Below are 15,068 nucleotides of genomic sequence, written 5' to 3'. Positions count from 1 at the left end.
GTGTTGTGCACGTTCACAGAATGAGTGAGGTATCGCCCCATGCCTACGAACCTACGGCGGATGCTGGTGGTCCTTGCCGTCGTCCTCGCCGTCCTGATGCCCCAGGCGACGACGGCGTTGGCCGCCGACAACCCCTACCAGCGCGGACCGGACCCGACCCAGGCGAGCATTGCGGCGTCGCGCGGCACCTTCGCGACGGCCGAGGTGAGCGTCGGCTCCGGGAACGGTTTCGGCGCTGCGAAGATCTACTACCCGACCGACACCAGTCAGGGCACGTTCGGCGCGATCGCGATCGTGCCGGGGTACACGGCCACCTGGGCGGCCGAGGGTGCCTGGATGGGACCCTGGCTGGCGTCCTTCGGCTTTGTGGTGATCGGGATCGACACCCTCAGCCGCAACGACTTCGACACCGCCCGCGGCACGCAATTGCTGGCGGCTCTCGACTACCTCACCCAGCGCAGTTCGGTGCGGAGCCGGGTGGACGCGAGCCGGCTGGCCGTGATGGGCCACTCGATGGGCGGCGGCGGTGCGATCTCCGCTGCGTTGCGCCGGCCGTCGTTGTCGGCAACGGTCGGACTGGCGCCGTACAGTCCGTCACAAGGCACGTCCGGGATGAAGGTCCCGGCCATGTTGCTCGCTGGGCAGCGCGACGGCACGGTCTCGCCGTCGAGCGTCAAGAGCCTGTACAACGCCGTGCCGGCGACGACGGAGAAGGCGTACCTCGAGCTGACCGGCGCCGGCCACGGGTTCCCGACCTCGGCGAACTCGGTGATGATGCGCAAGGTCGTTCCGTGGCTGAAGATCTTCGTCGACCGCGATACCCGCTACACCCAGTTCCTCTGCCCGTTGGTCGATCGGACCGGCATCACGTCGTACGAGAGCAGTTGTCCGCTGGTCCCGCCGGGCGGCGGGCAGGTCAACCAGAAGTGGACCCAGACCGCGGCCGCGGAGCTGCGGATCTACAACAACACAAAGTGCCTGGACGCAGCTACCGGCAGGGTGGTGATCAGTGCCTGCAACGGGAGTGCCAATCAGAAGTGGGCGGTCAACGCCAATGGCACGGTGACGTCGTCGGGCCGGTGCCTCGACACGGCCGGCGGGGCGACCGCTGACAACACCGCGGTCGTGGTCGCGACCTGCACCGGTGGCGCCGGCCAGTCGTGGTCCAAGACCGCCGCCCTGGCCACGCTGCTGGCAGCTGGTGACGGGTCGCCGACGGACTCCAACATCAAGTACGTCGGGCGCTGGGACACGCGCTCGTCCTCCGCCTACGTGCCGGGCTGGGCCGGTGCCTACGCGGTGGTCGGCTTCACCGGCACCACGGTGAAGCTGCGTCAGCGAAACAGCGTCGACCTGTACGCGAGCATCGACGGCCGCCCTTGGGTCTCCTACCGAGGCGTCAGCGGCCTGGTGAACCTGACGCCGACCCGACTGACGGCCGGGACGCACACGCTGCGGGTCTCCTACCGGCAGGCCACCGGCTCGTACCGCGGTGACCTGGTGTTCCAGGGGGTGACGCTGGATGCCGGTGCGCGCACGGTGGCGGCCACGGTCCCGTCGCGGACCATCGAGTTCATCGGTGATTCGATCACGGCCGGCGAGAAGGCGTCGAAGATGGCGGTCACGTCGTACGGGTGGTTGACGGGAGAGAAGCTGGGGGCCGCGCATGTGCAAGTGGCGCGGGCCAGCGTCTGCCTGTACCCGGCGTCCGGATGCATCGGTCTGCGCGACCGCTATCTCAAGACCACGGTGGATGCCACTTCGCCGGACTGGGACTTCTCCCGCTACCAGGCCAGCGACGTACTGATCAACCTTGGTACCAACGACCGCGGGCACGGCGTCTCCAGCGCGCAGTTCCAGAGCGCTTACATCACGCTGATGCAGCGGATCCGGGCGAAGTATCCGAACGCCACCATTCATGCGATGGAGACGTTCCAGAAGCTCTACGTCAACGAGACCAAGGCCGCTGTCGCCACCCGCAATGCCGCGGGCGACAGCAAAGTCCGATTCATCAACACCGAAGGCTGGATCACTGTGTCGACCGACACCGCTGACGGCACTCACCCCAACGACGCCGGTCACCAGAAGATCGCGAACCGCCTGGTCCCGCTGCTCACTGCCAGTGCTGCGGCGGCACCGGAGGCTGCCTGCAGCAAGGGGTACGTCGGGCTCACCTTCTACGACGGGCCGACCAGCAACACCCCGGCGCTGCTCCGCGCACGGACGGAGAACGGGCTGCGGGCAACGTCCTGATGCACGACGGCCCGCCCAACACGGTGGCCGCGATCCCGCGGATCGCCCAGGTGCTGGCGCGGAACGGTTTGTGTGCGGGCATGATCTCGCCCACGACCGGCCGTGCCGTCGCTCCTAGCTGACCGGCCTGCTGAAAACACTTCGCCCTCGCGGAGAGGCCGACTTCCGCGAGGGCGAAGTGCTGTGGTGATCAGTTGTAGATGGTGGCTTGTCTGGAGGTCTGCCGGATGCCGTTGGCGCCGTTGATGATGCGCTGACCCCACGGGGTGAGGTTGGCCGGGTTGAAGCCGTAGACCATGTCGAGGTATTCGACGCCGCCGCCGTTGCCGCTCCACGACCAGCCGAGGTAGCCGAGACCGCGGGCCTGCGCCTGGGCCATGATCGTGTTCTCGTCCGGATCGCCGTCGGTGTGCATGTGCCCGAACTCGCCGACCAGCAGCGGCAGACCGGCGTTCCGGAACGCATCGAAGTACGCGTTGATCTTCGCTGCGGTGTTGTAGACGCCGTACATGTGGATCGAGAAGACGGTGTTGTGCTGCGGGTCGGCGGCCAGCACCGAGGCCCCGTTGTTGCGCATGATGTTGCCCCAGTCCTGCCCCCACATCGGACCGTCGGCCATCAGCAGGTGCTGAAGCCCGGCCGACCGCAACCGCCGGATCGCGTTGCTGGTCGCGCTCGCCCAGCCGGCGCTCACCTGCTGGTTGTTGCCGAACGGTTCGTTACCGAGGTTGATCACGACGTAGTTCTCTTGGCCCTTGAGGACACTGGCGACGCCGATCCAGTAGCTCGCCATCTGATCCAGCGTCGCGGCGTTGCTCTGGTCGCCGTACCCGGTGGTGTCGTGCACCTCGAGGACGCAGATCAGCCGGGACTGTTTGCACAACGTGATGATGGTCGTGATCTCGCTTGCCGACGTCGGCGCTGACTGATGGCCGCCGCTGAGAACGACTCGTATGGTGTTGGCGCCGGTCGCCTTGATGTTGGCGAACGAGCTGTTCTGGCTCCGGTACCAGGCGTACGGGTGGTTCACGCCGCGCATCACCAGGTTCGCGCCGTTCGCCTCCACGATGCGGGTGCCGCTGACGCGCAGGCCAACAGCCTCGGGAGCCGCGCTCGGCAGCGCCGCCCCCACGGCGGGGTACCAGCGGCGCTCGATCTTCTGGTTGCCACTGGAGTTGGGATGTACGCCGTCACTCGTATCGGTCGCGGTGTTGAATCCGCTCCACTGGTCGACGACCGTGATCGGTGAGGCCGCGGTCGTGTTGGCCTGCGCCCAGCCGGGGATCGCGTTGTTGAGGGCAACCACCCGCTGACCGCAGGCGCTGCAGTTGGACGGGTTCATCGGGAGGATGCGCGCGACGATCAGCTTCATCCTGGGATTCGAGCCGCGCATCTGCCCGAGCAAGGTGGTGTAGGCGTTCAGGATCGTGGTTGCCGGGATGTTGCTCCAGACATCGTTCGTGCCCAGGTGCATCAGCACAATGTCGGGACGGGTCGCCGACAACCATCCGGGGAGCTGGTTGTTGCGGGCGATGTTCGTGGCGAGGTAGCCGCCGTGGCCCTCGTTCTCGCCGTCGTAGGCGAATCCGCACCCGGGGGCGGGCAGCGTGCCGACGAAGTCAAGGTTCGTGTGACCGGTGTCGCGCAGATGCTTGGACAGCAGTGCTCGCCAGCAGCCGGGGGAGCCGGTGATCGAGTCGCCCAATGGCATGATCCGGGTCGCTGCTGATGGTTCGACGGCCGCCGCCTGAGCTGGTGGCAGGGCGCAGAACAGTGCTGCGAGGAGTGCGAGAACGGTAGTGAGACTTAGTCTTCGAGCCATGCTTCCTCCTACTGTGGTGGGGCCAGAGCGGCGGTCAAGATCGGGACGTAGAACTTGGTGATTCCGGCGAGGTTCGGGTGGGTGCCCGTGCCGCCGGTACCGGGGAATCCGTTCACGAGGCTGTTGAAGGTGTAGGCGACCCGCTGGCTGTCGCTGCGGGTGTCGAGGGCGGCGTCGTTGAAGACATCGGCGACGGTGACGTTCCATCTGGCGCTGGTCTGCAGGGTCGCCGAGCGGATGGCGAGCTGGGTGTTCCAGTCGCGGGACCCGAGTTTGTGGACGGCCACGTAGACGATCCGGGCGGTCGGCCACTTGGACCGCATGGCCGCCAAGGTGGTCTCCAACGAGCTCGCGTACGTCGACACGCCGTACTGGCCGTTGGTGATGTTCTCGGCGTCGTTGGTGCCGCCGTTGAAGACGACGTAGTCGGGGGATCGAGTCGGGGCGTTACGCACCTGGGTGATGATCTGTTTGCTGCTGGGGCCGATCGAGGCGCCGTTCACGGCGTACTTCGACAGGGTGATCAGCTCGCGCTCGGCCAGGAGGTTCACGAAGCTGCGCGAATAGGTGTGGCCTTGGACGATGCTGTCGCCGAAGGCGTACATCGTCTTGCCTCTCAGCTGACCGTTGATGGCCTTGGACAGTGCACTGAGCCGGAAGTTGTCGATCGATTGCACACCGGTTCCGTAGTAGTTGCAGGCAACGAACTTGGCGAGATTCTTGCCGCTGACGGGCGCCGTACCGGAGGCGAGAACGCGGGCGGCGGTCTCCTTGGTGGCGATCAGGTACTGCACTCGCTGCAGGGCGAAGTCGAGGTGCAGATCGACGGTGTACCACCTACTGCGGTCGTAGCCGACCTTCGTCCAGACGGGACTGAGCGACTCCGGGGCTGTGGTGGAGTCGGACGCGGGGCCGGTCACGCCGTACCGGAGCTCGGTCGTCGTACCGGCGAGGGCGAAGACCAGGTTGCCTTGGCTGTCACGGAATTCGAGACCGGTCTTGTTGCCGGCGGCGGAGATCTGGGTCTTCCAGTCGAAGGCCAGGTCGAGCGTCCGCTGCTGGGTGATCGCGGTGTCGAAGGTCTTGATCGCGGTGGTGTAGTTGTTCATGGCCTTGGTGACGTTGAGGACGCCGCCGGCTATGTCGGCGCCGGCTGGGAAGCCGAAGTTCGGCGGGGTGGTCTGCGCGGTGAACGACTGATCGATCAGCAGCAGCGCAGTGGCGAGGACGGAAGAGATCATCGGCATGGGTGATCGACTCCAGGGGGCGGGATGTCGGCGTGAGATCGAAGCGCTTCGACGGGGGAGTAGACCGAGAGTGGCATTCCGGAAACCGAGGGTCAAGAGCTCGTTGACAGATAGTACTGGGAGCGTTCACAGTCCCTAGTGGCAAGCAAACCGCCCCATACTCAGCCGCTGGCGAATTCGTTATGTGTACGTTCCCAGCGCTGCTCACCCATCGGAGGATGCGGAATGAGACTAGTACGTGCCCTACTTGTCCTGGCCGTGGCAGCCGGCCCGCATGTCCTGGTGGCAGGCTCGGCGAATGCTGCCGCCGCGACCACCTACTATCTCGACGCGGCGAACGGCAACGACAATGCCGCCGGTACGACGTCGACGACCGCCTGGCGCTCGTTGGCCAAGGTGAACGCGACCACGTTCGGCCCCGGCGACCGGGTTCTGCTGCACGCCGGGCAGCGGTGGACCGGTCAGCTGTGGCCCAAGGGCTCGGGGACCGAGGCGCAGCCGATCGTCATCGACCAGTACGGCGCCGGCGCCAAGCCGCAGATCGACGGCGCGGGCCAGGTCGCGGACGCCGTACGGCTGCACAATCAGCAGTATTGGGATCTCAAGAACCTGCAGGTGACCAATGCGCGACCGCTGAACGGAGGAAGCCCGGGCAGCAACCTGCGGGACCTGCGGGGGATCGGGATCAGTGGTAGCACCGGCACGCAGCTCAACCACTTCCACCTGGACAGCGTCGACGTTCACGATGTCACCGGTGAGGTGAACTGGATCGGCGGCGACACCGCGGACAACCGGACCGGCATCACCTTCAAGACCGGCTGGGATCGGTCGAAGAACACCGGCGGCATCGTCTTCCGCGGCCTCGTCGCCAATCCGGCGAGTCCGGGGCGGCCGACCGTCCTGCACGACATCCTCGTCGAGCGCTCGACCGTCCGGAACACGTCGTTCGGCGGCATCACCGTCAAGCAGTACACGGGTTCCACCAGCGGTTCCGTGCACACCGGCTGGGGTGAGCGGAGCAGCGCGACCGACGCCGCGTTCGCACCGCATACCCAGGTCGTGATCCGCAACAACTACATCTCCCAAGCCGACTCGGGCTACGCCGCGAACGGCGTCTACGTCACCGACACCCGCGGCGGTCTGATCGAGCGCAACGTGGTTCAACGCGCCGGTACCTCCGGGATCGAGGTCTACTACGCCGACCAGGTCACGATCCAGCGCAACGAGGTCTACGGCACCGAGCCGAAGGCCGGCGGCGCCGACTCCAACGGCATCGATGCCGACAACGCCACCACGAACGTCGTCGTACAGCAGAACTTCGTGCACCACAACGGCGATGGCATCCTGCTCTGCCAGTGCGGCCGTAACTTCGGCTCCGTCCGTGTCCGCTACAACGTCATCGCCGGCAACACCCGCTACCAGCTCTACCTGCACTCGAATCGCGGTACGACGGCCCACGTCTACAACAACACGTTCTACAACGACCGCAGTAACAACCTCGTCTATGGCTACGGCACCAGCCTGCAAGGCACGTACCACCTCTGGAACAACATCTTCTACTCCACCCGTGCCGGAGCCTCCCTGACCACCAGTTCCACCATCGACTACAACGCCAACCTGTACGGCGGCGCCACCCTGTCCATCCCCTCCTCCGATCGCCGCCCCACAACCGGCAACCCGCGCTTCGCCGGTTCGATCACCGGGCCCTACGGCACGCCCCAATCCGGCCCAGCCCTCGATGCGGCCCTCCCGCTACGAGTCACCGCCGGCTCCCCAGCCATCAATACCGGCATCGCCATCGCCGACAACGGCGGAACCGATTACGCCGGCGGCGCTGTCTACAACGGCCTCCCCGACATCGGCGCCTTCGAATACCGCTGACCCACCACGACCGGTGGCGCCCGGAGGGATGGCGCCACCGGTGCGGGCGGCGTAATTAGGCGGCGAAGACCTGGGAGTCGTCGGCGAAGGCCTTGAACTCGAGGGCGTTGCCGGCGGGGTCGAGCAGGAACATCGTCCACTGCTCGCCGGTCTGGCCCTCGAAGCGGACATAGGGCTCGATGACGAAGGTGGTGCCGGCGGCACGGAGGCGGTCGGCGAGCTGTTCGAAGGCCGGGACGGTGAGGACCAGGCCGAAGTGCGGGACCGGTACGTCGTGACCGTCGACCGGGTTGTGGATGCGTTGAGCACGCTCCGGGGCGAGGTGAGTGACGAACTGGTGGCCGTGCAGATTCCAGTCGATCCAGGTGTCCGAGCTGCGGCCCTGCGCGAGGCCGAGCACCTGGCCGTAGAACTGCTGGGCCGCGGCCAGGTCGTCGACCGGTACGGCGAGGTGGAAGCGGGGGATCGGGGAGTCGAGCACGCTCATGGCAACGCCTTTCGTGGGAACAGTGTCCTAATGTTAACATTAAGACAATCAGGCGGAGGGGTGGAGATGAGCGAGCAGAGCATGGTGAGCCCGGCTCGGCGCCGCGGGTTGGCGGACGAGGTCGCGGACCGGATCCGCGAGGCGATCTTCACTGGCGCCTACCCGCCGGGAGCCCAGCTGCGCGAGGTGGAGCTCTCCGGCGTGATGGATGTCAGCCGAGGACCGGTGCGGGAAGGATTGCGGATTCTGGAGCGCGAAGGGCTCGTTCGTTGTGCCTGGCATCGCGGCGCGACCGTGATCACCCTGTCGGCGGCCGACGTCACGGAGTTGCACACCTTGCGCGGCGCACTGGAAGACCTGGCCGTTCGTCATGTCGTCGACCGGGCGTCGGACAGCGACCTGGATTCGCTGGCGAAGACCGCGGCAGCAATGGAGCGAGCGGATGATCCGCACGAGATGGTGCGCTGTGACATCGCCTTCCACGATGCCGTCTTCGCCGCGGCCGGGCATCAGCGTCTCGCCGAGGCATGGGACGCGATCCGCTGCCAGGTGCACCTGTTCCTGTTGACGCGCATCAACGTGAGCGTCGAGGGTTACCTCGGCGGCATCCCCCGCGAACACCAAGAGCTTGTCACTGCACTTCGCACCCGCGATGCCGACGCAGCGCTGGCGCTCTTCGCCGTGCACCGGCACAACGCCTTCGACATCCTGACCGCCGGCACCGACGAAGCAAGCGCCCCGACTCACCGCTGAGCCCGGCACGGTACACCGACGGCCCGCGAGGATGGTTGCTGTGTCCAACGAAGAAGCCCGAAACAATGGCCCGCACCGGATCACCGTGTCGCCATGGCCGACCGAACCGCTGCGGCCGACGATGGCCAACGTCGAGGACCGGCGGCCCGGGCTGGGGCTGTCGAGCCGCGGTCTCGAGCGGGACGGCGTACCGTTCGTTCCGATCTCCGGCGAGCTGCACTACAGCCGGATTCCCAGGCATCGTTGGGAGGCGCGGCTCCGGTCGACGGTGGCCGGTGGTGTGACGACCGTGTCGACGTACGTGCCGTGGTTGCATCATGTCCCGGAGCGCGGCGAACCGCGGTTCGACGGCAACCTCGACGTCGGCGCGTTCATCGATGCCTGCGGCAACCATCGGCTCGACGTGGTGCTGCGGATCGGGCCGTGGTGCCACGGCGAGCTCCGCAACGGCGGCTTCCCGGACTGGGTAGCGGCCGCGGACGTCGAGCATCGCACCGACGATCCGAAATATCTGGAGTTGGTCGAGGAGTGGTTCGGTCAGCTGGCCGGGCACCTGGGCCGCCGGGCCGGCCCGGATGGCGTCTTGCTGGCGATCCAGCTCGAGAACGAGTTGTACGACCAGCCCGGCCATCTGCGCACACTCAAGACCATGGCTCGACAAGCAGGCCTCGCTGCTCCGCTCTGGACCGCCACCGCTTGGGGTGGTGCGCAACTCCCCGCCGACGAGGTCTTCCCGCTGTACGGCGGCTACGCGGACGGCTTCTGGGTGGACTCGGAGGCGGGTTGGGACCCGACGTTCCGGGAACACTTCTTCTTCAGCCACACCTGGGACGATCCCGGCATCGGCGCCGATCTGCGGCACAGTGAGCTCACCGCGCCGGCCGACCCGACCGCCGCCGGCTTCCCGCCCGCCACGTGTGAACTCGGCGGCGGCATGGCGACGGCGTACCATCGCCGCCCGGTGCTCGCGCCGCTCGACATCGCGACAGTGGCGTTCTGCAAGATCGGCAACGGCTCGGCCTGGCAGGGCTACTACATGTACGCCGGTGGGACGAATCCGCCGGGCGGTTTGCAAGAGTCCCATGCGAGCGGATATCCGAACGACCTGCCGAGGCTGAGCTACGACTTCCATGCACCGATCGGCGAGGCAGGCGAGATCAACGGCTCCCACGCCGAGCTCCGTCGCCAGCACGCCTTCCTGACCGCCTTCGGCGCCGGTCTCGCGGAGCTGCCGTCCTGGCTGCCGGAGGTCCGTCCGGCCGACGCCCACGATCGGACGACACCGCGGTGGGCGGTGCGGTCCGACGGCACGAAGGGCTACCTGTTCCTGGCCTGGCACCAGCCCTACGATCAACTCGATCCGCTGCCCGATGTCCAGTTCGAGATCGCCGGTACGACGGTTCCCTCCGAACCGATCACCGTTCAACCCGGAACCCTGGCGTGCTGGCCGTTCTTCCAGGAGTACGGCGGCATCCAGATCGAGTGGATCACCGCCACGCCGATCACCCTGCTCGACGGTCCTGATGCGCCGGTGCTCGTCCTGCTCGCAGATCATTCCGTGCCCGTCGAGCTCCAGTTGCCGAACGAGAGACCCACGAAGCTGACTCCTTCCGAGCACCCCGTTCGGTTGCTCTCGGCAACGGGTGCGCTTGATCTGCTCGTCCTCCCGGCGGCCCTCGGGCCAGACCTCTGGGTGCGGGAGCACCCTGAGCGGACGCTCCTGATCTCCGGCTGCGAGATCTCCTGGTACGGCGAAGATCCGGTGCAGGTCGTCGCCGCCGGAACGGCCCCGCAGCTGCGACGCTACGACCCAGCCGACCGACGCTTCGTGGAGGTACCTGTCAACGCAGCCCAAGCCCGAGCCGCGACAGCGAAGGTAGACCTGATCCGCCCAGCCGCCGACGTCCCGGCGACCTACGGCGAACGCGATGGCAGAGCCTCCAGCCCGAAGCGGTCCGACATCGACCGACTCGCAGCCCGTTATCGCATCACCTTGCCGGATTGGGTTGCCGATGTGGGGGAGGGTCGCCTGCGCATCACCTGGGCCGGCGACGTCGCTGAACTGGAGGTCGACGGTACGACGGTCGCCGACCGCTTCTGGGACGGAACCGTTTGGACGGTCGACCTCCAAGATGCAGGCCTCGCTGCCGCGACCGACGTCGTACTGCACGTCCTCCCGCTGTCACCGGACAGCCGGGTCTGGCTGGCATCAGAGGCACGTCCGACCCGCACACCCGAAGTTCTGGTCGAAGAACTGGCCGTCGGCTAGCTTGCCGGGATGGAACCAGACGCGCTGGCCAAGGAACTGATCGACAGCAACCGGTACATGGTGCTCGGAACCGTGGATCCGGACGGACGGCCCCGGGTCTCGCCGGTGTATTTCGCGCCGGACGGCTACTCGACCGTCTACTGGGTGTCGTCGATCGAGTCGCACCATTCGCAGAACATCGCTGACCGGCCGGAAGTCAGCATGGTGGTGTTCAACTCCGCGGCGGAGATCGGCAGTGGGCAGGCTGTCTACTTCATCGCCAAGGCGGAGGTCGTGCCGGACGACGAGTTGGAGAGCTGCCTCGACCGCGTCGCCTGGACGCGCTTCCCCGGGCTCAGGCAGTTCGCGCCTGACGAGCTGCGAGCTCCCGAGGTCTGGCGTCTCTACCGTGCACCGATCACCGAGCACTCCGTGCACATCCCCGGCCGGGACCCGGAGTACGGGACGGGCACCGACCGGCGAATGACAGTCAATCTCGGTTAGCCCCCGGAATCAGGGGGCGGCGGCGGTGCTGGCGCGGGGGACCAGGGTCGCGGTGGGGACCTGCTGGGCTTCGGTCCGGCCGTCTGACACCAGGTCGAGCATCGCCTGCGCCACGCGCGCGCCGTAGTCGACGATGTCGCGTGCGAGGGCAGTGACGGAAGGATGCTGGACCAAGCAGAGCTGGGAGTCGTCGCCGGCCACGATCGAGAGCTGGTCGGGGACCGAGATCGCCAGTTCGTGCGCGACGCTGAGTGCGGCGACGGCCATCACGTCGTTGTCGTAGGTGATCGCGGTCGGCCGGTCGGCGGAGGTCAGCAACCGGCGCGTGGCCTGAGCACCCTCTTCCCACGTGTAGTCCGTGCTGATCACCGGCGCCGACTCGAGGCCGTGACGGTCGGCGGCCGCCTGGAAGGCCGCCGTACGGATCTGGGTGTGCTCGAGGCTCGGCAGACCGGCCACCCGCGCGATACGGCGGTGGCCGATGGTGACGAGATAGTCGACGACGGCATCGACCGCGGCCGCGTCGTCGCTCCACACGGCCGGCAGATCCAGACCTTCGCGGGGAGAGCCGACGATCACGCCGGGAATGCCCAGCTGGGCAAGCAGTTCCGGGCGTTGGTCGTGCGCCCACAGGTCCGTCACCAGTACGCCGTCGATGCGACGCTCGGCCCACCAGAACCTGACGGCTTCGTCGGCCGCGTCGTGATCGGGGACGACCTGGAGCAGCAGCGCGGTCCGGTTCGCCGACAGCACGGACTCGACACCGGAGATGAACTGCATGAAGAACGGTTCCATCCCGAGGACGCGCGCCGGGCGGGCCAGGATCAGGCCGACCGCGTGCACGCGAGCGCCGGTCAGCGAGCGGGCGGCGATACTCGGTCGCCAGCCGATCTCGGCCGCGATCGCGAGGATCTTGTCGCGAGTGGCGGGCGAGACGCCGGGCCGTCCGTTCAGCGCGTACGACACCGCCCCGGTGGAGACACCGGCCCGGGTCGCGATGTCGGCGATGGTCGGTCGCTTCACCAGTTCCTCCTTCGGTCCGGCCCACGGTATCCCGGCGGCGGCCGGAGTCCCTGCATTACTCAACTTAAGTGATTAAGCAGAAAGCTCGCTCTGAGGTATTGACCTGCCCGATTCCGCAGCTTACGTTCATGCGCACTTTACTTAAGCGTTTCATGTGCGCCGCTGCGAAGGGACCGACGACATGGGTTTCACGAGGATCACGGCAGGTGCCACGGCCGCCGTACTGCTGCTCGCCGCCTGCTCGGGGAACAGCGCCGGCGGCGGCGGCGCCAAGGCGGATGCCAAGTCTTCGATCACCGTGGGGGGAGGCACGATCAGCAAGAACTTCAACCCGTTCAGTACGACGGCCCTCCAGCCCACGCTCGGGGCGCTCTACGAGCCGCTGTACTGGTACAACTTCGCGAAGAAGCAGGATCCGACGCCGGTCCTGGCCAGCGGCTTCTCCTGGAACGACGCCGGTACCGAACTCACGATCAAGACCCGTCCGGGCGTGAAGTGGAACGACGGGCAGCCGTTCACCGCGAAGGACGTGGCGTTCACGTTCAACCTGATCGCGAAGACCCCGGCGCTGAACCCGTCCGGTCTGGCCGCCACCGCGAAGGCCACCGCGGACGACACCGCCGTCCTGACCTTCAAGTCGAAGTCCCTGATGCAGGAGCCCGCGGTCCTCGCCAACCAGGCGATCGTGCCCGAGCACATCTGGAAGGACATCAAGGACCCGGTCACGAACCCCAACGAGAACCCGGTCGGGACCGGCCCGTTCAAGCTCGGCACGTTCAGCACCCAGAGCTACACCCTGGTGAAGAACGACTCGTACTGGGAGGCCGGCAAGCCTGCCATCAAGGAGGTCCGCTACATCCCGCTGGAGGCCGCGGATGCCGCCAGTGCCGCCCTGGTCGCGGGCAAGGTCGACTGGATCAGCGCCTACCTGCCAGGCGTCGACCAGATCATGAAGTCGAAGAAGGAGCTCACCTACGTCAACACGCCGGTGATGACGACCGTCCTGGTGACGTGCTCGAACGCCGCCCGCGGGTGCTCGGGTCCGCAGACGGATCCCGCGGTCCGCAAGGCGATCTACTACGGGATGAACCGTGAGCAGCTGATCAAGCTCGCCGGTGGCGGCGTCGCGTCCGACGCGTCGCCGACGCTGCTGCTGCCCGGCCGCGACGACAGCTGGATCACCGATCCGAACCTGCAGAAGATCCCGCCGGCTGCCGATGCGGCGACGGCGAACAAGCTCCTCGACGAGGCCGGCTGGGCCAAGGGCGCGGACGGAATCCGGGCCAAGGGCAACCAACGCCTGTCGCTGACGGTCCAGACGGTGACCGGCTGGAGCGACTACATCTCGATCAACGACACCCTGAAGCAGCAGCTCGCGCAGATCGGGATCGAGCTGAAGCCCAGCCAGGTCTCGTGGAACGAGTGGAACGCCGCCCAGACCAACGGCAAGTTCCAGCTCTCCCTCGACTCCGTCGGGCTCGGCGCCTCGACCAACCCGTACTTCACCTACAACGGCCGGCTGGCGACCGAGAACACCGCCGATGTCGGCAAGTCCGCGAGCGCCGGCAACTTCGCCCGGTTCTCCAACCCCAAGGTCGACGCGGCGCTCAAGACCGCGGCCGGCACCTCGGACGAGGCCACCCAGAAGGCGCAGTACGCCGAGATCCAGAAGGTGTTCGCCGACCAGATGCCGTACATCCCGGTCTACGTGAACTCGATGCTGACCGAGTTCAACACCTCGCGCGCGGCCGGCTGGCCGACCAAGGACAACATCTACGCACTGCCGGCCTCGTGGAAGGCCTGGGACCTCGGCGTGGTCCTCAAGACGATCACCCCCGTGGGCTGAGCCGTGCGGTATCTGGGGCAGAAGCTCGTCTTCTACGCCGTGGCGTGCTGGGCGGCGCTCACGCTGAACTTCCTCATTCCCCGGCTGATGCCGGGGAACCCGGTGGACCTGATGCTGTCCAAGCTCGCGACGAAGGGCCCGGTCACGCCCACGACCCGGGCCGCGATCGAGGCGATGCTCGGGACCGAGTCGAACGTGTCACTGTGGCGCCAGTACGTGACGTACCTGCACCAGCTCGTCTCCGGCGAGCTGGGGACGTCGATCGCGTACTTCCCGACGCCCGTGTCGACGGTCATCGGTCAGACGTTGCCGTGGACGGTCGGGCTGATCGGGCTGGCCGCGGTGATGTCGTTCGTCATCGGGGTCCTGCTCGGTCGCGCGGCGGGCTGGCGGCGCGGGTCGTGGGTCGACAACCTCATTCCGTTCACGACGATGCTGCAGTCGGTGCCGTACTTCTGGCTCGCGCTGCTGTTGCTGTTCCTGCTCGGCAGCACCTGGCCGGTCTTCCCGCTCAGCGGCGGGTACGACGTGTACTCGGTCAGTCCCGGCTGGAGTCTGGCGTTCCTGCAGTCGGTGCTCTATCACGGTGCCTTGCCGGCGTTGACGATCGTGCTGTCCTCGATCGGCGGCTGGATGCTCGGGATGCGGAACATGATGGTCTCCACGCTGTCCGAGGACTACATCGTGACGGCCGAGGCCAAGGGACTCACCCCGCGGCGGATCCGCTCCCGGTACGCCGCGCGGAACGCCGTACTGCCGTCGATCTCGGGGTTCGCGATCTCGCTCGGTTTCGTGGTCGCGGGGTCGATCGTCACCGAGGCGGTCTTCTCGTACCCCGGCATCGGCTCGGCGCTGTTGCTTGCGGTCGGCAACAACGACTACGCGCTGATGCAGGGCGTGTTCCTGATCATCACGCTCGCGGTCCTCGGCGCGAACCTGCTCGTCGATCTCCTGTACGGCGTCATCGACCCGCGCACGCGTGCGCGCTCCTAGGAGGGAGAGCC

The 15,068-nt window shown here is 67.0% G+C and carries 11 protein-coding genes; 7 read left to right on the top strand and 4 right to left on the bottom strand.

All coding sequences use genetic code 11. The features are described from left to right. Positions 1–39: 39 nt before the first annotated feature. A complete protein-coding gene (locus ABZS29_RS35840; protein WP_355469045.1) occupies positions 40–2,253 on the top strand; it encodes a GDSL-type esterase/lipase family protein in 2,214 nt (737 codons plus the stop codon). A 190-nt stretch (positions 2,254–2,443) separates the two neighbouring features. Here the strand turns inward: ABZS29_RS35840 and ABZS29_RS35835 are convergent, their stop codons facing one another. Then, entirely contained in the window at positions 2,444–4,075 is a 1,632-nt protein-coding gene (locus ABZS29_RS35835) for a cellulase family glycosylhydrolase (protein ID WP_355469043.1), read from the bottom strand. Positions 4,076–4,083: 8 nt separating this feature from the next. Then, positions 4,084–5,322, bottom strand: coding sequence for an SGNH/GDSL hydrolase family protein (locus ABZS29_RS35830; RefSeq protein ID WP_355469041.1), 1,239 nt, complete (start codon positions 5,320–5,322; stop codon positions 4,084–4,086). 225 nt (positions 5,323–5,547) lie between these two features. Between ABZS29_RS35830 and ABZS29_RS35825 the strand changes: the two genes are divergently transcribed. Further along, positions 5,548–7,203: a right-handed parallel beta-helix repeat-containing protein gene (locus ABZS29_RS35825; protein ID WP_355469040.1), complete on the top strand. Its 1,656-nt coding sequence runs from the start codon at positions 5,548–5,550 to the stop codon at positions 7,201–7,203. A gap of 55 nt (positions 7,204–7,258) precedes the next feature. Here the strand turns inward: ABZS29_RS35825 and ABZS29_RS35820 are convergent, their stop codons facing one another. Continuing rightward, positions 7,259–7,690, bottom strand: coding sequence for a VOC family protein (locus ABZS29_RS35820; RefSeq protein ID WP_355469038.1), 432 nt, complete (start codon positions 7,688–7,690; stop codon positions 7,259–7,261). A 66-nt stretch (positions 7,691–7,756) separates the two neighbouring features. Here ABZS29_RS35820 and ABZS29_RS35815 point away from each other — a divergent pair, with 66 nt between their 5' ends. The 3 genes from ABZS29_RS35815 to ABZS29_RS35805 are packed head-to-tail and all read left to right on the top strand — an operon-like array spanning position 7,757 to position 11,195. Then, positions 7,757–8,443, top strand: coding sequence for a GntR family transcriptional regulator (locus ABZS29_RS35815; protein ID WP_355469036.1), 687 nt, complete (start codon positions 7,757–7,759; stop codon positions 8,441–8,443). A 40-nt stretch (positions 8,444–8,483) separates the two neighbouring features. Continuing rightward, positions 8,484–10,712: a beta-galactosidase gene (locus ABZS29_RS35810; RefSeq protein ID WP_355469034.1), complete on the top strand. Its 2,229-nt coding sequence runs from the start codon at positions 8,484–8,486 to the stop codon at positions 10,710–10,712. A gap of 9 nt (positions 10,713–10,721) precedes the next feature. Then, entirely contained in the window at positions 10,722–11,195 is a 474-nt protein-coding gene (locus tag ABZS29_RS35805; RefSeq protein WP_355469032.1) for a pyridoxamine 5'-phosphate oxidase family protein, read from the top strand. Positions 11,196–11,204: 9 nt separating this feature from the next. On the opposite strand, the gene ABZS29_RS35800 is transcribed toward ABZS29_RS35805, so the two are convergent. Next, positions 11,205–12,218: a LacI family DNA-binding transcriptional regulator gene (locus ABZS29_RS35800; protein ID WP_355469030.1), complete on the bottom strand. Its 1,014-nt coding sequence runs from the start codon at positions 12,216–12,218 to the stop codon at positions 11,205–11,207. Between the two features lie 181 nt (positions 12,219–12,399). Between ABZS29_RS35800 and ABZS29_RS35795 the strand changes: the two genes are divergently transcribed. Then, positions 12,400–14,064, top strand: a complete 1,665-nt coding sequence (locus ABZS29_RS35795) for an ABC transporter substrate-binding protein (protein WP_355469028.1) — start codon at positions 12,400–12,402, stop codon at positions 14,062–14,064. 3 nt (positions 14,065–14,067) lie between these two features. Continuing rightward, complete coding sequence (locus ABZS29_RS35790; protein ID WP_355469026.1) at positions 14,068–15,057, top strand: ABC transporter permease; 990 nt, start codon at positions 14,068–14,070, stop codon at positions 15,055–15,057. The last annotated feature ends 11 nt before the right edge of the window (positions 15,058–15,068 follow it).

The organism is Kribbella sp. NPDC005582 (assembly GCF_040605415.1).
Lineage (GTDB): Bacteria > Actinomycetota > Actinomycetes > Propionibacteriales > Kribbellaceae > Kribbella.
The sequence above is the reverse complement of the archived record's forward strand: the minus strand, read 5'-3'. Positions and strand labels throughout refer to the sequence as shown.

Coding starts and splice junctions, on each gene's coding strand:
- ABZS29_RS35840 (WP_355469045.1), top strand. CDS start 40: ATGCCTACGAACCTACGGCGGATGCTGGTGGTCCTTGCCGTCGTCCTC.
- ABZS29_RS35835 (WP_355469043.1), bottom strand. CDS start 4,075: ATGGCTCGAAGACTAAGTCTCACTACCGTTCTCGCACTCCTCGCAGCA.
- ABZS29_RS35830 (WP_355469041.1), bottom strand. CDS start 5,322: ATGCCGATGATCTCTTCCGTCCTCGCCACTGCGCTGCTGCTGATCGAT.
- ABZS29_RS35825 (WP_355469040.1), top strand. CDS start 5,548: ATGAGACTAGTACGTGCCCTACTTGTCCTGGCCGTGGCAGCCGGCCCG.
- ABZS29_RS35820 (WP_355469038.1), bottom strand. CDS start 7,690: ATGAGCGTGCTCGACTCCCCGATCCCCCGCTTCCACCTCGCCGTACCG.
- ABZS29_RS35815 (WP_355469036.1), top strand. CDS start 7,757: ATGAGCGAGCAGAGCATGGTGAGCCCGGCTCGGCGCCGCGGGTTGGCG.
- ABZS29_RS35805 (WP_355469032.1), top strand. CDS start 10,722: ATGGAACCAGACGCGCTGGCCAAGGAACTGATCGACAGCAACCGGTAC.
- ABZS29_RS35795 (WP_355469028.1), top strand. CDS start 12,400: ATGGGTTTCACGAGGATCACGGCAGGTGCCACGGCCGCCGTACTGCTG.